The organism is Peribacillus sp. NJ4, assembly GCF_030348345.1.
GTDB lineage: Bacteria > Bacillota > Bacilli > Bacillales > DSM-1321 > Peribacillus.
Window position 1 is genome coordinate 44,816 of sequence record NZ_JAUCFQ010000007.1, and the last position, 17,443, is coordinate 62,258.

The following is a 17,443-nucleotide window of genomic DNA, read 5'->3' on the forward strand; positions in this document are numbered from 1 at the left end:
CTCGATATGCTTGAAGATACCCTGAAGAGGCTTCCTGAGAACATTCAGCCCCCCTTACTAAAAAGAGTCCTAGGATGACAATGGATGATAATGGTGTCGTTTTTTTTGAGGGTACACAATCATAGTGTATTCCAGCCGCATTGTCACTCTTCTTGCCAAAGGGGTAATGGATGAAGGACAAATGACGCTTTTTCCAAAGTATTGGTTGGGGAATATGAATGGATCATAACCAATAACTTTGGAAGAGACGCCATTTGGCGACTCTACAACCCCGTTGCAGGATGGAGAACTACTCAAAGAGCTAAAGTTGATTTCGGATTGGATGCTTTAGGAACGCTGGTTTTTAGATCCCATGCTCAATTGATCGCCTACAATATGTACTAAGTGTTAAAGGGAAAAGACGTGCCAAACAAAGCAAAAAAACATACAGGCTGGAAGGGAGCTGTTTTTAATGGACTGGAAGTCTTTATATACTATTTGGACAAGTTACCCAAATTTAGATAATGAAATGCGCTTAATGCTTGAAGAAATGAATGATGATGAAATAGCACTTGAAGACGCCTTTTATAAAAATTTGGAATTCGGGACGGGTGGTATGCGAGGGGAAATTGGTCCAGGTACGAATAGGATGAACATATATACCGTGCGAAAAGCGACTGTAGGACTTGCTGAGTATATTCAATCGTTTGGAAACGAGGCAAAATCCAGAGGAGTCGTAATTGCTTACGATTCAAGACATAAGTCTCCAGAATTTGCATTGGAGGCAGCCAAGACTTTGGCAACAAAGGGAATTAAAGCTTATGTATTTGATGAATTACGGCCTACCCCACAGCTCTCTTTTTCCGTACGTAAACTGAATGCATTTGCCGGTATCGTCATTACAGCAAGCCATAATCCGCCTGAATATAATGGGTATAAAGTGTACGGATCAGACGGGGCACAGCTACCTCCTGAAGCAGCGGATCAAGTCATTGATTACGTGAACGCGATTGAAAATGAGCTTTCCATTGTAGTGGAGGAAGAAGAAATCCTAAAGGACAGAGGGCTCATTCAAATCATTGGGGAAGAACTGGATACTGCTTATAATGAGCATTTGCTCACTATTCCGGAAGATCCAAAGTTAGCAGATGAACTCGATGTAAAGCTCGTGTTTACACCGCTTCATGGTACAGCCAATAAATCAGTAAAACGTGCTTTGCATGATCTAGGATATCGAAATGTCCATATTGTTAAAGAACAGGAAATGCCCGATGCTAACTTTCCTACTGTTAAATCGCCTAATCCAGAGGAACATGCTGCTTTTGAATTGGCCATCGCGCTTGGAAACCGAGTCGACGCTGATTTATTGATTGCCACCGATCCGGATGCGGATAGGCTCGGAATTAGCGTGAAAAATAATGCTGGAGATTATGTCGTATTAACAGGCAACCAAACAGGCGCTCTCTTTTTGGATTATTTAATTTCACAAAAACAAAAGAAAGGGACCCTTCCAGAAAATGGAGTCGTATTAAAGACCATCGTGACTTCAGAAATAGGACGGGCGATTTCTGAGCAAAATGGTTTAAAAACGGTAGATGTTTTAACTGGATTTAAATTCATTGCTGAAAAAATCAATGAATACCACACAAGTGGAGAACATTCTTTCCTGTTTGGCTATGAAGAAAGCTATGGATATCTAATCAAAGATTTTGCTCGAGATAAGGATGCCATACAGGCGACTATTCTGGCAGTGGAAGTCTGTGCCTATTACAAAAAGCAAGGCAAAACGATGTACGAAGGTTTACTGGATGTTTTTGAGAAATATGGCTATTACTTGGAAGGATTGCGATCGTTGACTTTAAAAGGAATTGAAGGTTCCAGACAAATTCAAGCGATTCTCAATGAATTCCGTGAAAATCCACCAGATCAAATCTCTGGTCATAAAGTAGTGGTTCAAGAGGATTATCTCAGCAGGAAAAAATACACGTTTGGGACAAATAGGGAAGAGGCCATAAAGCTCCCAAAATCGAACGTATTAAAATACTTTCTTGAAGATGGAACATGGGTATGTTTACGACCTTCCGGAACTGAACCTAAAATTAAATTTTATTTCGGTGTTCAAGGAAACTCGATGAACGAAGCCAAGGGGAAATTATCCACCGTTATGGAAGACTTTATGAGAAGAATCAATAATTTGCTTTAAAGAAGAAAGATTCTCATTCAGAGGATCTTCGTAAAATAACTAGGGTCAGCATTCATTATGTAAAGAGGACCCTTTTTGTCTTTCGATAGATTGGTACTGCCTTCTAAACCTAGCACCCAGCCTCTCCCTTCTTAGAAACAAGATTCCCGTAAGTCGTCTTATGCCTTTCTGGGCTGAAAAGGGTACTTACTCCAGTAAGGGTTGAGTATGAGGGGGCGGGTGCTGATATGTATTACTATTCGGCACTGTTTGGAGTATTGAGCATATAATATACTATTCCAATCCTCCAAATCCCCCCTATGATAGTAGCCTTGCTGATACCGTATGACGTTACGTAGTACAGTTGTACAGGCCCTAGGATGGGCCTTATGAAAGGTGCTAAATAGGGAGTTTTTTTAATAGGTCTTTATCGGCACCCCTTTAGAGGTCATCCCCAATAAGAAAAGCCCTATAAGAAAAGTGCCTTAAAAGAGTGAAGTCTCAAAAAGAAAAACTAGAACATGGAACAGCATACATATTATCGTACATTCAAATTAAAGAAAATATATCCTTGTTCAACGACGGGGGCAAAATAGTTGTAAAGTACACCTATAAAATTTATTTCTCCTGAATAATCCCAAAACATGCGTTTTTAAATTTGGGGTGAGTAAAGTTAGTGAATTTGATTTGTGAATCTGAAAAAATGGATGATTATTTACTAGAAATAAATGAAGCTAATTATCCGCACTTACGCCCAATGATTCTAAGCTGCAACCCTTTTTCGAATTTGAATGAAAGTAGAATCTTTTATAAAAAGTTGCATCGTTCTACCCCTTTAGATAAAACACCTTCTAAAGGGTTTTTATAGTGAAAAAAGAATATCTGAAGTTAAAAAATGGTTTAAGGAACTGTTAAGTGACAATAAGTTGTTCCGTTAAAAGGCCAGATTATGGATTAAGAAAGAGGGTTAGATGATTTACTTTAATTGCAAAGTTATACCGGTAAAGGGCGTGTACGGTGAAAACTGTTGAGTGAATAGGGTCTAGACATACGGATACATTGCGAACTGACGCAAGTAACTTTAGACGCTTATCCCTCCTATTCTGTTAGATTGCTTTTTTAGCTTTCTTTCAGCATAGGGGATAAGACTGTCTTCCAGCCGTTTCAATGCTTCACTTCAGCAAGTCAAAAACCCTAAAACCAGTTAAGCATAATCAGCTAAATAGTTGAAAGAATTGCTGTTAAGATAACGGAGGTTAGGCATTACCACTATAAATCTTTGGCTCATTAAGTTTAACTATAGCATTGAACGAGACTTTAAATAACATGTATCAAATGTTTCCCCACTTTTAACCTCAGAAATATGATCTAGGAACAGCACATAGAATAGTATAGAAATACTGCGGCTAATGCTGGACATGGAGGGGATATATTTATATGAGTACCAGAATAATCCGGCAGCTGATAAGGTCAAGGCAACAGGAATTAGTCGAACTTGCTGCTTCATTTATTCGAATTCCATCTGAAAATCCATCGCCCGAGTTTAAGAAGCGGTCAGCAGAAATGGGACGCCATATTAGCCGATACCTAGCAGCAAAAGGGTTCTTGATTACCGAATACCGCCGTAGCGAAAATGCGCTGGTTACCGTGGTCTGTGATGCTCCCTTAACCAGGGTACCTGGTCCACGGCTCCTATTTTGTGGACATACAGATGTCGTACCTGCAGGCGATTGTTCACATTGGACCTTCGATCCTTTCTCAGGAGAAGTCAGAGCAGGTATGCTTTTGGGTAGGGGAGCCTCCGATATGAAAGGAGGCTTGGCATCACTGATTTTTGTGGCTGGACTACTTCAGGAGTTCGCCCCCACTCTTAATTTGAAAGGTAGCCTAGGAGTTATTGCCTCTCCGGATGAAGAGACTAGCGGCATTGAGGTGGCCTCGCTCCTGGATCAAGGATTGATTAAGGGTGATGCTTGTCTGATTGGTGAACCAACGGACCGCTACCATCCGAATGCCGGTGAAAAGGGCAAGGCATGGATGCAGGTGATCATACCAGGTCAGACAGATCATGGCAGCCTACAACCGCTTTATGGAATCTCCGCCGTACGAAGAGGGGCTGCCGCGGTCGAAGCACTAACCAAGCTATGGGAGCTCAAGGCAACGCCTCCGGCAGAGCCTTGTCAACTTTTGTACAATACTGAGTGGCTCCTATCTCAGCGTCTAGGAAATCCCTTACTGTCACAGTTACTTTATCGTCCCTCTTACAATCCAGGTGTAATCCAGGGCGGAACAAATGTGAACGTCGTCGCAGACAAGTGTATCATTAAAGTGGATACCCGGGTTCCATTCGGTATGAAGCCCGAGTTTGTACTTGATGTCGCTAGTAATCTTGTTAGTGCTGTAGCGCCAGGTGCGGTTGTAGAGCCAATGGTACCCTGTACTAACCCGAACTGGACCTTAGAGAATCGTCCAATTGTGAGGGCCATAGAACTAGGAATCCAGCGTGTCCTTGGAATGGAGGAACCCGTCTTCAGCGTACTTTTGCTTGGTTCAAGTGATGCCAGTCACTTCCGGCGCCATGGCATTGATACCGTCCTTTACGGTCCTGGGCTGGAACACACTATCCATGGGTACGATGAGCAGGTTTCAGTGGAGAACTTAGTAGAATCTGCCGAGATATATGCTGAGACGGCAGTCAAGTATCTTAGGTCATTTTAAATCTATTTTCACTAAACTTTATGCAGGTTAATGATGCAGGGTATACTGCACGCGCTACTGCTAATGTTCTCTTTCAAGGTGTATATGGTGGTGGTTTTTGGTGGAATATTTATATACTCCTTGGTATTAATTCTTTAGTTCAATGCTAAACTAAATATATTTATAGCGTGTTTTGATCAAACTTTGTTTCAAATTTACATGAAGACCAAAAGCTAAAAAAAAAACCTGGAGCAGAAAAACGGCTTCAGGCTTTTTTCTTTTTGGGAAAAGTGGGGATTCCTTTTTTCTCTGAATGAACTAGGATTTTTTTTAATAATTCTTTGCCTTCTTTTTTAGTCAGGTTCACTTTTTGTTTAGCCATGATCTTGATTAAAAATCATGCTTGCAATTGCGATTGACTAGAATTCTTGAAAATCACCTTCGCTTTAAAATGTGAGAACATATAACAACCTATAATCACAATACAACTACCAATTCCTTGTACCCACGTCATTTTTTCACCTAATAAGAGAAAAGCTAAAATTGCAGTGAAAATAGGATTAAAATTCAAGAAAATACCTGATGTAGTTGTACCTAACTTTTGTACACCAATGTTCCAAAGTACCATACATGCTACAGTTGAGATAACACCTGTATATAAAATAGATTGTATGAAAGAAGTATTTATATTTGACACTGCAAAATCAGAAAAATTAAACGGGAGAATAACTAAAAGTCCAAATATACCAGAATATAATGTTGACATCATGGGCGTTGTTGTTAACATTGCCCATTTGCTACAAACGGAATATATCCCCCAAACACATACAGCAGCTATCATATATAAATCACCTGTATTAAAACGCAATGAAAGGAATAGATCAATATTTCCTTTTGAAAGTACAAGTATTACACCAAAAAGCGAAAAAAACATAGAAAACATTTGTAGAATATTAATTCTTTCTTTTAAAAAGAAAAATGAAAAAATTGCAATTGAAATCATGTTTAATGTTGATATTAACCCAACATTAGTGGCGGAAGTTTTCTCTAATGCTACAAATTGTAATAGATTAAATAGAACCACACCTGTAATCCCCATCAAAAATAATGGAAGGATTGCACTACGAGGGGGAAATATCTTTCTTTCTTTCCACCATACAATTGGCAAAAGACAACTAATAGCAATGATCCACCTTAAACTCGTCAACGTCATCGGAGAAGCATGTTCGACAAGCGACTTTCCAACGACAAAGTTTCCACCCCATAACAAACTTGTTAAAAGTAATAACGAAAAATAATAATATTGCATTTCATTTTGCTCCTTTACATCTTTCACTGTTTAAGTGAAAAAGATCGAAGCCATTGTGCACAATGACATTTCAATTTTCATAATTATTTATTAATAATTTTAACATTTTAGATCGTTACTTAATATATTATTTTGTATAATAGAAGAAACTTAAAATAATATTAAGAAATATTGCCGATAAACAGAATTAAATTTTGTTTTGCTATTGGAATGATACTATTTTTGGAACAATTGTAAAAGGGGTGACTATAAGTGGAATCTATCGTAAGCAAGGTTCTAGATAATGTTGATATTCAAATTTTAGATTTACTACAAAAGCAATCACAGTTAAGCAATACTGAGCTTGCAAAGCGTGTCAAATTATCTCCACCAGCTATACATTCAAGGATAAAACGTTTGGAAAATGAAGGGTTTATTAATGCACAAGTAGCAATTTTAAACCAGGAGAAGCTAGGTTTTGATTTATTATGTTTCATTTTTATTAGTACGAATATACATCAAGCTGAAAAACTGGAAGTTTTGGAAAAGGCATTAGCTTCTATGTCAGAAGTATTAGAGTGTCATTGTTTAACAGGTGAGTATGATTATCTTCTAAAAGTGGCTAACAAAGATCGGAAGGAATTGGAAATATTTATTAGAAAGTTAAATAAACTAGGCATTACAAAAATTCAAACTAGCCTAGCTCTCAGAGAAATTAAATATTCAACTGTTTTACCTATATGGGAAGAAAAGTCCGGTTCGTAAAAGTACACTTTTACGAACTTTTTTTGATTGTTACTTCTTTAAAATAGACTCTGTTAAACAATGCTTTTGATTTTTCTTCTTCAACTAACGAAAAAACGCTAGTTCACATACTCAGATGTTATCGGTATGAAAAAAGGACCTTTTTTCTAAACCTTTTAGCTGCTTATTACATTAACGTTGCAGTTAAATACGAATTTAATTCTATAAATCCTTTATAACCACCATATTTGATTCATTGAATTCCCTATTTAGCATAAGCAACTTCCTTTATACCAAAAAAGAGCAACTATTATAGATATAGATAGTTGCTCTTTTTTGAAATGTCTCTCCTAGTATTCCCTAATACTTATTATATTTTCATTATTGAGTTATGTGTTATAGGAGATTAACTATTCTTTTAAAAAAGGGCGTTATATATATAGTATTTAAACCATATTGAGGATGCTTCATAAATCAAATAAAAAAGGGCTCTTTTAAGCAAAAAATCCACTTATACCTAAAGACAAGCATACAATTTATTAAACTATTATTGCATACAATATAGAGAACAATAGCTAGAAAAGCCTTTGTTCATTGTGTTTCTTTTAACAAAACTAGAAAGGAGGTGAATGATTTTGTCTTTTCCAAATATACCTAACATCACTCCGCTTATTTCGGTCACTACTGGGCAGACGGTTCCTTTGCTTTTGGCTTCCATTGCTCTTGAAGAATTAGCCCTCGCTCACATCATCAATGCTGAGGCAGAGAAGCTTCAATTTGTTTTAGGAACATTACCAACAGGAACCACACTTTCTCCTGCAGTGGTTTCAGCCGCGGATCTTCTTGCTATCGACTCCAGTGTACAAAGAACTCTTCGTGACGTCATCAAGAAGGAAATGTTATTGGAGTTCAAATTTGAAAATGTTCTGGATTTAATCGGTGCTACAGGAGGCGGAGGCGGAGGTCCAACACCAGCTACATGTGGGTGTGGTGTTACCGCTGGTCCTTTAACATTTTTAGGACCTATAAGTGTTACTACCGTTTTGATACCTGGTTTCGTGGCAGCTTCAGGAACGCTGGATATCAGCATTTGTCCTAATTGTGAAGCAAGCGGTTCCGTTTTCGACTTATCATTGACGGCGACGGTTATAGGAATTCCTGCTTTAGGTTTTAGTATTGATGCAATTTCAAGTGTTGATTGCACAAATGATGTGACCATTATGGGTACGGGAACTGTAACCCTTGGTGGAGTTCCAGTTGCAACTGGTGCTAGCTTTACTATTTCTATCAATAGTACTACTGGTGACGTGACTGTACTGGTAGCCAGCGGTCTGGGTACTTTACTGAGTGTAACGATCCCAGGAGTAGTGGCAGGAATAGCTATTCTTACTTGTCCGTAGCTTTTAATGGACTAGAAAAGACAGCATTTTTATGCTGTCTTTTTTAAAGGGGGAAAAATAATGAATGAACAAGGTAATAATGAACAAAATGAAGCCAACCCACAAAACACACTAAATGTAATAAAATCATCGAATTCTCAGCCAATAAAAAGAGAAATTCCCAAAATAAAACAAGGTGGTTGCGGCTGCGGAAAACGCCGTCAGTTATAAAATGTGGACAAACTAAAAAATGAGGCGGAGTATATCCGTCTCATTTGCTCATTAACGCACAAAATTACCCTATTATGAACCTTTTGGGATGGCTATTCTTACTTTATTTGGCTAGAGCATTCTGCTGCAGCTTTTTTATGGAGTCGAAAAAAATGTAACATAATACATAAAATCGCACATTCAAATTAATAAAAAATACCCTTCTTCAACTAAAGACGCTACCATGAAGATTTAACGGTTACTGTAAATCCATGCGCATTAGGTAGTGACGTGCATAACCTTAGCAGTTAACAATCGATATTAGATAAGTAACCAATTAAACCTGTTCGTAAAAGTAGACATTTGCGAACGGTTCGTTTTTATATTGAATTGTACGATATAAGTCGTTCGGAAAAGTCTGTTTTGAGTTTACTGACGTTCGCTGGTTGTTATGTACATTTATGAACGTGTCTAAAAGTTACAAGTTTTGTACCAGACTAAAAACATTCCTTTTTATTATTCTTTTTGTTCTTGTTTGTGTCTAAAAGATAGTCTATAATTAAAAGTATAGAAGATATATAACTTTTAGACAAAAAGGGGTATGAGCAAATGAAAGTTGGCTATGCAAGGGTATCGACAGTTGGACAGTCGCTTGAAAGCCAAATTGAACAATTAAAAGAATATGGTTGCGAAAAAATATATATGGAAAAAGAAAGCGGAAAGAAAACGGATCGGCAGGAATTAGAAAACGCAAGAAAAGCATTAAGAAAAGGTGATAAATTAGTTGTTACTAAAATTGACCGCTTGGCCCGTTCTGTTAGGGACCTTCATAATATTGCTATTGAATTGGAAGCTGAAGGAATCGGCTTGGTATTTTTAAAGGAGCAAATAGATTTTAGTACCGCAGCTGGTAAGCTAATGTTTACCATGTTAGGAGCGATTGGAGAATTTGAAAGGGATTTAATTGTTAGCCGGACTTCAGAAGGCAGGGAGCGGGCAAAGAAGCAAGGGAAACACATGGGAAGGAAAGGGCAAAGTGAAAAGGAAGTATCGAAGGCTTTAAATCTTTATAAGAATAGAGAGACAAACGGAATGAGCGTAAATGACATTGTAAAGCTTACTGGTGTTCCTCGTTCAACTATATATGCGAAAGCAAAAGATAGCCTGGAGTGAAAACCACTTCAGGCTTTTTTTTATGCAAAAAAATATTCAATGTGTAACTTTCTTAAAAGCTGAAGTTTCAATATGTTGGTTTTGTAAGATTGCATAACAAGTTTTAAAGTAAAAGGCCCACGCGAAAGGGAAATTGGTTCTTGAAATATAATGTAATTGAAATAAAAAGAAGCATCATTTTAGATTAGATGCTTCTTTTGCGGGTAAAGTAGATGTCCTCCTCAATAATATTTAGGCTTATATAATTTTATAATGAACTGACAAGTGTTAATTATTTAAAATTATATTAGCTACCTTCTAAAGAAGACTCAATGATTCATCCCATTTAATTAAAGAAGGGAGGGTAATCTATATACCAAAAAAGATTATGGTTACCTGGCCATTTCCAGTACCGACACCAGCTATGTTGACTTGGTTTGTTCCATTATTTTGGGAACCACCGCCGCCACCGCCGCCGTTAACATTTCCGCCGCCGCCGCCAAAGCCGCCGTTTTGTTGTCCGGCGAATCCAGTACCACCTGCACCGCCTGCACTAATCGCTTGCCCTCCTTGGGCATTTGCAGAATCTCCTCCATCAGTTAAGATTCCTGCCCCTCCAGCACCATCGTCATCTGACTGTCCACCATTACCGCCTATCCCTCCAGCACCACCTGAGGTAGCCGCAGTACCGCTGCTGCTAAGTGACGCATTAACTCCCGAATCACCACTATCGTTTCCGCCGCCGCCACCGCCGGCTGCTACTAAAAGATTAGCAAGCGTGACAGATCCCGCGCCGCGCCATACAAAGCTTCCGCCACCGCCGCCACCTTCACCACCTTCAATTAATCCTGGATCACCCTGTCCGCCTACCAATACAGTTAACACCTCTCCTGGTGTTACAGCGAAATCTCCTTGAATAGATGCACCAAATCCTGACCCTCCTCCTCCAGGACTTGCTCCTCCCGCAGCACCTATTGCTAATATCCTAGCAGTAGTTGCACGTGGTGGAACAACAACTGTTTGAGGCGCTCCCGTAAACGGAAAAGTTTGTTGCGCCGGTACTGGCGGTGCAAGCGGAATTAGATCCAATACATTTTCAAATTTGAACTGTAATAGCATTTCCTTTTTGATGACGTCACGAAGTGTTCTTTGAACACTCGAGTCAACAGCAAAAAGTTCGGCTAACGACACCACTGCAGGAGAAAGTGCGGTTCCTGTAGGTAATGTTCCTAAAACAAATTGAAGCTTCTCTGCCTCGGCATTCATGATGTGAGCCAGAGCTAGTTCTTCCAGAGCAATGGAATTTAACAGTAAAGGAATCGTCTGTTCTACCGTAACAGAAATGGCAGGAGTGATATTGGGTATATTTGGAAAAGACAAAATCATTCACCTCTTTCAATTTTTAAGACTATATATAAATTATGGTTAATAGTGTAAATGGGACACGGCCCTTTGCCTGTTATAAATACAAGTCCATCATGCTTAGACATACTGATACTCCTAATCTTATTCAAGTGACTTCCTCTAATTCTTGGTTATGTTACGTTGAAAAGCCCTCAGATTCTATCAACTCCGAGGGCAGTTTCTGAGATTGGGGTAGCGTCAGGAAAATGCAGATTTACAACGATAAGCATTTTGGTACGAGTCTTATGAGACATTATGAAGTCCTAATTTTAGAGTGATTTGGTTATGTATCAATAGGCTTTAATCTATTGAGACATAATCAAAAATAAGTGAAATAAGGACTTGGAATGTCTCATATGACTTGTATCATAACCACTGAGTTGAGTGAATACAAAGCGATTTATATGATTAAAGATTACTTTTCGTTACTGTTTCAAGCGATAGCAGTTGGCACAGAGGAACTTTCGGAAATTCTGCATCGCCTTTATCAGCTGCTCAAAAAGAACGGTCGTAATTGTCATCGGTATAAGAAGATGACCGTCTTTGATATTCTAGGGGTTGTGTATGAAACGACGGTGAAGCATAGACAAGCTGCCTAGAAAAAAAATCGCGTTTTAATAGGCTTCTTTGGCATGCCTACCTTTTTCTATCAATCGTAATTTTAAAATAAATATCATTTCGTATCTAGTAATTTGGGTTGTTAGCTTGATGGGTATGTGACCCTACCCCATTAAGACCGTTATTAGTTTCACCCCGCCCAAATTTAAGATGGGCAAGTATCGTACTTCTTCCACTTTCCATATTATGGTGCAAATGCATCAGTTATTCACAAGTGGAAGGAGAAATTGAAAATGTATAAGTATACTGTTCGCCTGCATGTGCCCCAAAGAAGAGGGCGCGTTCCCCTTCGTTTAACAAATCCTGACATTAAACGCGACTCGGTTATTCACATTTCAGTGAGCGAAGCAGTACCTTTAGGTGGTATATTTGGTGCGGCTTTTAGACGACATTTTGGGAGCGCAAGCATTACCGTGCAGAACATTACACCGCAAGAAGGTTTCGTTGATTTTTATGTGAATGTTGATTGGACACAGCCGATTAACATCGTTGCAGACATTTCGATTTTCGATCCAATTGCACCCGAGAGCGTTGTTTTTGGGACGTGACGAAAGAATCAAGGGGTCATAGTTGCAGCTAGCATTGCGCTCAAACGGAGCGCGGCCATGAGGGTAAAGATGATCAATAAAAAGCTCTAGTGGTTAATCTAGGGCTTTTTATTGATCATCTAGCAAACCCTTGCTACATCAAGGTTATATAAAATCCTGAATAAACGATAAAAAACGACTAAGAACCAAACCCCTGATACACATGGGTTTGGCTTTTTTAGCTACTTCCTAAAATTGATTTTATGTTAACTAAAAATGAATAAGGTATTCACTTATTTTCCCTGTTTGGACGTTCACCTTGAGAGTTAGGGATTAACTGGTTAATTGCCTATACATGAATTGTAGATAGGCATACGTTATATAGAAAATGAATTGTATTGGAGAGATGTTTATGTTTTATAGCCCCAATAGTGATGATTTAAACCTTCGGGCTCCTGTTAATACCTTCTATGAGCATATCAATGGAGGTGGTCATTATTACACATTGCTCTCAGGTGAGTCAGAGGAATACGTGGGAGATTGGTGGAATGACAGACTTTCTTCTATACGTGTCGCACCTAGGACCCTAATAATTATATTTCAACACAGAGGCTTCAGAGGCAGTAGCGCGACGTTTGAAAACCCATACGACTCTCACTGGCTTGTCAACCTTTTGGACGGCGGGTGGAATGACCAAGTCTCATCGATTAAAACTTATCGAATTGGCTAGTTGTAAGTCTCTTGAAGTGTATTTTTTACTTCTCAGAACACCTTAACGTTGTAAATTTCCATTTTCCTGACTGTACCACAAGAGTATGTCATCCCTGAATTTCCTGTATAAATACAAATGGGAAGGATTTTCTAGAACTCGGAACAACATCAATAATCAGAAAGCTCTTTCGTATGTATCGTAAGTTTGCCTTATTGGAGGTATATTTATGTTTTATAACCCATATGGTGATGATTTAACCGTTCGTGTTCCTGTTAATACTTTTTATCAGTATGTCAATGGTAGTGGTAGGTCTTTCACAATGAATTCAGGAGAGTTCATGGAATACCTAGGGGAGCAGTGGAATGACAGAATTTCTTCTGTACGTGTCGCACCTAGGACCCTGGTGGTTTTGTATCAGAGAGCAAACTTCACAGGGAAGAAAAAGATACTTGAAAACCTAGGTGATTCTCCCTATCTCTTCAACAGTATCCATACAGAAGGGGATGCCAATATCTCATCGATTAAAACTTATCGACTTATAAGGTAATACTGACACTCGACACTTTTCATGTTCTCATGTTCCCTTGGTTTTGTTAGGTTTTGCCTAACTCTACACCCTTGGTGGGGACAAAAACCCCTTATGCTCTTACTTAGCTTGTTACTTAGCTTGTTACTTAGCTTGATTGTTAATAATATGGCTTATATTAACAAAAAAAGGTTGGGTGTCTAAAAAAGATACCCAACCTTTTTTTTTGACATAATCAAAGAATTATAGGAAACCAAAGAAAGCTCTTTTTTCTGACATACAAAAAAGACGCCATCTGTTTGGATAACAGTTGTATATATACTCTTATTGAACTACCCCCACTTACTCGCTAACACTCGTTGAAGTAGGAGATTCCTGCGAATACCAACCTATCGGTCAAGTTATGGAGCAGGCTATCCCCGTAGTCCCTACGGTTAGAGTTTGATCCTGTACGATGGAAAGGTCTATTTAATAACTAGTTGCTGTATTATCACCTCTGAAGAAGTAGCCACTCCATGAATCGAGAAATAAACATAATAAGTACCGCCCTCAGATCGATTCCGATTAACTTTAACATAGCCAATTAATTAGCAAAGTCGAAATGTTCGAATTGATGAAGCTCTGTCATTAAAATTTAAATCTTTGTGAAGGTTGAACAAAAGGTAAGAGTTACCTTTATTAATCAGAAGGATGTTCTGACCAACGAAGTTTATGTGCTCATACAAGACTACAAGAGTCCTAGGTGCGACACTTACAGAAGAAATATTGTCGCCCGAAGGTCCTGTGAATGCCAAATCATTTCCTGAATTTAAAGTAATATACCTACCAGTTCCGTTTATATGTTGAAAGAATCGGTTGATACCTTGTCTAACATCTAAATCACTATAAACATCTGGGTAATAATTATACGGATTATAAAACATTAAATTCTCTCCAATTGCATATTAATAGTCCTTCATTTGGAATGCCCTCAGGATCGATAACGAGGGCATTTTTATTATTATTTAGCAAATTCGAAAAGTTCGAATCGATGAAGTTTGGTCATTAAAAAATACAGGTGCGGTGTGAATATTGAAAACTCGGGGAGAATTCCTCTATTTACCAGTGAGATGTTCCGACCTCCGAAATCTCTGTGCTCATACAAAAGTACAACAGTCCTAGGTGCAACTCTTACAGAAGAAAGCCTGTCGTTCCAAAAATCTCCTAAAAATGGCAAATTGTTTCCTGAATTTATTGTAAAAGACAAACCAGTTTCGTTTATATGTTCAAAGAATGTGTTGATACCTTGTCTAACATCTAAATCACTATAAACATCTGGGAAATAATTATACGGATTATAATACATAATCATCTCTCCAATACTTTTTTTATTGCCTGTGTCAACCGTTTTAATATTCATTATATTTAGCTATAAAAGTTTTAGATGATTGTCTATGGAAAATGTGCAAATACCCAAAATTTATCCACCTGATTTATTTTTCAAAAATGATAAGTAAAAAAAGACCCTTATGAAAGAGTCTTTTAAAAAAATCTAATACCAGTGGTTTTTTATTATTATAAATCTGCTAAATCACCATAAGCGTGATTATGTGAACTAGCGTTTTTTCGTTAGTTGAAGAAGAAAAATCAAAAGCATTGTTTAACAGTTTAACAAAAGGCGTTATCTCTTTAACTTGGTAAGCTGACAGGTTATTGGGGTAGCGTCTTTTTTTGTGAACTGTTCAGGTGCAAATGCCTGAAAGCACCTTAAAAACTGATTGGATAGCCTACGTTCGTGCAGAGAGTACCTAGTATACTCTTACAAAGTGGGCAACCCTCAATGGATTCCTATTCATCTGTTGGGGGAAGGTGAGAACAACCTTAAAAGGTTCGGGTGGTAGCCATTAGCATTACGGTGCTAGGGAACACGTTCAGCTTGTCGCATAGGGGTGGCTTTATGTAGAGGACAAGCCTTTAGGTAAGGGCGTGTACGGTGAAAACTGTTGAGTGAATAGGGTCTATACATACGGATACATTGCGAACTGAAGAAATCGAGGTGACCTCAGAAGAAAAACGAGCAGAGATTACCCTTCGAATAAAGGAGTCGGAGATTTACCGGGGGGAGGTATTCCTGCACGACATTTCCCCATACTTGATGGAAGAGTTGAAGGTCGAGGATTTACTGGTGATTTTATTCATGGACTTTCTGAAAAGGATTAAAGAAAAGGGAAACTTAAGCCAAGCTATGAAAGCCATTTTATTGAACTTTGAGGATTACTTTTGATAAGCGGACAAAAAATTAGGCACAGAAAGGATAGTTACAACTATCCTTTTATTAAAGATCTTTTGCACTGAGGTTCAAGGGTGATGAAATCCTGCGATTAAACGAGTATTTGTAACGCTACTACTTCTGTATTCATTTATAAGGACCTCTTTCGGTTTTCACGTAGTGAATAGGGTGCAATTGAATTTGAGCATCGAAAGGATATAAGTTTTGATGGGGATATTTTTGAATCATTACAAGAGCGGACTCTAAACGGGTTTGCTCGTTTTGTGTGATTGAAATAATGTTGTCTGCTGTCTGTACGGGATGTCTTAATGCTAGTTAGCGATGTACTACATCCAGGTGAGGCGTATAAAATTTGGTGGCAAGAGTAAGCTAACATACGTATATAAGCTGCCACGGGAGGTGAATAAGTATGAGTAATGATGCAAGAGGTTCTAAAAAAAATAAACCAAATGATGCAAACCATGTGAATGCTGAGACGAAAGCCAATCAAAGACGAATTTCTGCAAAGAATAACCAAGAGAATAATGATAAGAAAGAATAATGGGAAGGTTCAGTAGGGACTGATTTTTTTTGATTCCACTATAAATTTCTTCTCATATAACAAATAAAGAATATAGAAAATTTTTTTTACTAGAGAACTGATATATCGACATCAGTTCTCTTTATTGATTTATCACTCGAAAAAGAAGGTCATATTCAAGACCATACACCTCGTTAGAATATATAATGTTAAAAGTGATCTCTATAAATATAAGATAGTTTCCTTTTGTCCTAGAGTTACTGCCTAATTGAAACCATCTTTTACATAAGCTCTAGATTTATGATGAGGAAGAGAGTTTGGCAAATTATATTATTAATCTTTGCGTGAAATATACGAGAATGAATGTTTGGTATAATATTCATATCTAGAACAAAAATTATACATAAATGGAGGATAGATAAATGAGCAAGACAAATTGGAATGAAGCCTTAGGTCAAAGTATTACTGCTGACGAATGGATCCAAAAATTCAGATATGAAATTCCGGTGTGTAAAGTATGTTATAGTCAGCTTTCAATAGTCGCTTCTGCTACAAGTAAAAGAACTACTCACTTTAGACACCCTGATAACTCCAGGTGCGCTACAGTACAGGCAAATAGTGCCTTATATCGGCATTTCTGTCCCAAAGAATTGGATAAAAATAATGCCAAAATATTAAAAGATTGGGTTAAAGAGAACGGTTATTTGTTATACAGGCAATTGTGTAGCCTGCTAGGGGCATCAATTAGCATGCCAGAATTCTCAGATATTCTCCTAGCAGCACATTCAAGGCAAATTTGGTACTATGTGGGGCTAGATGTGTATTTACTTCCGCATACGCTTATCGTTAATTATGGAGATTTTAAAAAACTAAATAGAACTGGGCGGCAGTATAAAATGTTTATGGTATTTGATTCCTCTATTACTTCTTATGAGGAGTTATGGAATAAACCTGGCCGTCATACAGAAAATATTTTTAGAATTAAGGTTCTCCCTACAAATCAGGAGTATGAAGTTTTGAAAATTGAACCAATTCCATCGCCAACAAACCTGGTGATCCCTGATTATTTCGAAAATTACTTAAGAAAAGGTAAAATTCTGTGACCATAAGAAATTTTAATGACTAAGGAAGAATATATAAATATTATAGAAAAAAACACACGAGTTGTACTTACAGACGAATCTAACAAGATTAAATTATTGGGCATTCAAGTTGACATAGATCATAATAAGTAAA

Annotated in this window: 15 protein-coding genes and 1 pseudogene; 13 read left to right on the forward strand and 3 right to left on the reverse strand. The window is 37.9% G+C overall.

What is annotated here, in order from left to right; translation table 11 throughout:
* Window positions 1-451: 451 nt before the first annotated feature.
* Both QUF94_RS27760 and QUF94_RS27765 read left to right on the forward strand, forming a co-directional pair.
* Window positions 452-2,182 carry a phospho-sugar mutase gene (locus tag QUF94_RS27760; RefSeq protein ID WP_289318869.1) on the forward strand — a complete coding sequence of 577 codons (1,731 nt, stop codon included), beginning with the start codon at window positions 452-454 and terminating at the stop codon, window positions 2,180-2,182.
* A 1,416-nt stretch (window positions 2,183-3,598) separates the two neighbouring features.
* Entirely contained in the window at window positions 3,599-4,879 is a 1,281-nt protein-coding gene (locus tag QUF94_RS27765; protein ID WP_289318870.1) for a M20 family metallopeptidase, read from the forward strand.
* Window positions 4,880-5,255: 376 nt separating this feature from the next.
* Here QUF94_RS27765 and QUF94_RS27770 read toward each other — a convergent pair whose 3' ends face one another.
* On the reverse strand, window positions 5,256-6,167 hold the full coding sequence (locus QUF94_RS27770) for a DMT family transporter (RefSeq protein ID WP_289319011.1): 912 nt from the start codon (window positions 6,165-6,167) through the stop codon (window positions 5,256-5,258).
* Window positions 6,168-6,419: 252 nt separating this feature from the next.
* Here QUF94_RS27770 and QUF94_RS27775 point away from each other — a divergent pair, with 252 nt between their 5' ends.
* The 4 genes from QUF94_RS27775 to QUF94_RS27790 all read left to right on the forward strand — a co-directional run bounded on the left by QUF94_RS27775 (window position 6,420) and on the right by QUF94_RS27790 (window position 9,652).
* The gene (locus QUF94_RS27775) at window positions 6,420-6,911 is read left to right on the forward strand and encodes an Lrp/AsnC family transcriptional regulator (RefSeq protein ID WP_289318871.1); all 492 of its coding nucleotides are present in this window, start codon (window positions 6,420-6,422) and stop codon (window positions 6,909-6,911) included.
* Between the two features lie 614 nt (window positions 6,912-7,525).
* Window positions 7,526-8,290: an alpha-helical endospore appendage domain-containing protein gene (locus tag QUF94_RS27780; protein WP_289318872.1), complete on the forward strand. Its 765-nt coding sequence runs from the start codon at window positions 7,526-7,528 to the stop codon at window positions 8,288-8,290.
* 60 nt (window positions 8,291-8,350) lie between these two features.
* Window positions 8,351-8,500, forward strand: a complete 150-nt coding sequence (locus QUF94_RS27785; protein ID WP_289318873.1) for a hypothetical protein — start codon at window positions 8,351-8,353, stop codon at window positions 8,498-8,500.
* A gap of 588 nt (window positions 8,501-9,088) precedes the next feature.
* Complete coding sequence (locus tag QUF94_RS27790; RefSeq protein WP_289318874.1) at window positions 9,089-9,652, forward strand: recombinase family protein; 564 nt, start codon at window positions 9,089-9,091, stop codon at window positions 9,650-9,652.
* A gap of 348 nt (window positions 9,653-10,000) precedes the next feature.
* Here the strand turns inward: QUF94_RS27790 and QUF94_RS27795 are convergent, their stop codons facing one another.
* Window positions 10,001-11,011: an alpha-helical endospore appendage domain-containing protein gene (locus tag QUF94_RS27795; RefSeq protein WP_289318875.1), complete on the reverse strand. Its 1,011-nt coding sequence runs from the start codon at window positions 11,009-11,011 to the stop codon at window positions 10,001-10,003.
* Between the two features lie 401 nt (window positions 11,012-11,412).
* Between QUF94_RS27795 and QUF94_RS27800 the strand changes: the two are divergent.
* The 4 genes and pseudogenes from QUF94_RS27800 to QUF94_RS27815 form a co-directional block, all read left to right on the forward strand.
* Window positions 11,413-11,634, forward strand: a pseudogene (locus tag QUF94_RS27800) (IS4 family transposase); the annotation flags it as partial.
* A gap of 252 nt (window positions 11,635-11,886) precedes the next feature.
* Window positions 11,887-12,201, forward strand: coding sequence for a hypothetical protein (locus QUF94_RS27805; RefSeq protein ID WP_289318876.1), 315 nt, complete (start codon window positions 11,887-11,889; stop codon window positions 12,199-12,201).
* Between the two features lie 391 nt (window positions 12,202-12,592).
* Window positions 12,593-12,910: a beta/gamma crystallin domain-containing protein gene (locus QUF94_RS27810; RefSeq protein ID WP_289318877.1), complete on the forward strand. Its 318-nt coding sequence runs from the start codon at window positions 12,593-12,595 to the stop codon at window positions 12,908-12,910.
* A 208-nt stretch (window positions 12,911-13,118) separates the two neighbouring features.
* The gene (locus QUF94_RS27815) at window positions 13,119-13,439 is read left to right on the forward strand and encodes a beta/gamma crystallin domain-containing protein (RefSeq protein ID WP_289318878.1); all 321 of its coding nucleotides are present in this window, start codon (window positions 13,119-13,121) and stop codon (window positions 13,437-13,439) included.
* Window positions 13,440-14,418: 979 nt separating this feature from the next.
* On the opposite strand, the gene QUF94_RS27820 is transcribed toward QUF94_RS27815, so the two are convergent.
* On the reverse strand, window positions 14,419-14,817 hold the full coding sequence (locus QUF94_RS27820) for a beta/gamma crystallin domain-containing protein (protein ID WP_289318879.1): 399 nt from the start codon (window positions 14,815-14,817) through the stop codon (window positions 14,419-14,421).
* Between the two features lie 615 nt (window positions 14,818-15,432).
* Here QUF94_RS27820 and QUF94_RS27825 point away from each other — a divergent pair.
* The 3 genes from QUF94_RS27825 (at window position 15,433) to QUF94_RS27835 (ending at window position 17,310) form a co-directional block, all read left to right on the forward strand.
* A complete protein-coding gene (locus QUF94_RS27825; protein ID WP_289318880.1) occupies window positions 15,433-15,681 on the forward strand; it encodes a hypothetical protein in 249 nt (82 codons plus the stop codon).
* Between the two features lie 415 nt (window positions 15,682-16,096).
* Window positions 16,097-16,228, forward strand: coding sequence for a hypothetical protein (locus tag QUF94_RS27830; RefSeq protein WP_289318881.1), 132 nt, complete (start codon window positions 16,097-16,099; stop codon window positions 16,226-16,228).
* Between the two features lie 401 nt (window positions 16,229-16,629).
* Complete coding sequence (locus tag QUF94_RS27835; protein WP_289318882.1) at window positions 16,630-17,310, forward strand: hypothetical protein; 681 nt, start codon at window positions 16,630-16,632, stop codon at window positions 17,308-17,310.
* Window positions 17,311-17,443: the final 133 nt, after the last annotated feature.

Excerpts from the sequence above, each read along its gene's own strand:
- QUF94_RS27760 (WP_289318869.1), top strand. The coding sequence starts at position 452 with ATGGACTGGAAGTCTTTATATACTATTTGGACAAGTTACCCAAATTTA.
- QUF94_RS27765 (WP_289318870.1), top strand. The coding sequence starts at position 3,599 with ATGAGTACCAGAATAATCCGGCAGCTGATAAGGTCAAGGCAACAGGAA.
- QUF94_RS27770 (WP_289319011.1), bottom strand. The coding sequence starts at position 6,167 with ATGCAATATTATTATTTTTCGTTATTACTTTTAACAAGTTTGTTATGG.
- QUF94_RS27785 (WP_289318873.1), top strand. The coding sequence starts at position 8,351 with ATGAATGAACAAGGTAATAATGAACAAAATGAAGCCAACCCACAAAAC.
- QUF94_RS27790 (WP_289318874.1), top strand. The coding sequence starts at position 9,089 with ATGAAAGTTGGCTATGCAAGGGTATCGACAGTTGGACAGTCGCTTGAA.
- QUF94_RS27805 (WP_289318876.1), top strand. The coding sequence starts at position 11,887 with ATGTATAAGTATACTGTTCGCCTGCATGTGCCCCAAAGAAGAGGGCGC.
- QUF94_RS27810 (WP_289318877.1), top strand. The coding sequence starts at position 12,593 with ATGTTTTATAGCCCCAATAGTGATGATTTAAACCTTCGGGCTCCTGTT.
- QUF94_RS27815 (WP_289318878.1), top strand. The coding sequence starts at position 13,119 with ATGTTTTATAACCCATATGGTGATGATTTAACCGTTCGTGTTCCTGTT.
- QUF94_RS27820 (WP_289318879.1), bottom strand. The coding sequence starts at position 14,817 with ATGAATATTAAAACGGTTGACACAGGCAATAAAAAAAGTATTGGAGAG.
- QUF94_RS27830 (WP_289318881.1), top strand. The coding sequence starts at position 16,097 with ATGAGTAATGATGCAAGAGGTTCTAAAAAAAATAAACCAAATGATGCA.
- QUF94_RS27835 (WP_289318882.1), top strand. The coding sequence starts at position 16,630 with ATGAGCAAGACAAATTGGAATGAAGCCTTAGGTCAAAGTATTACTGCT.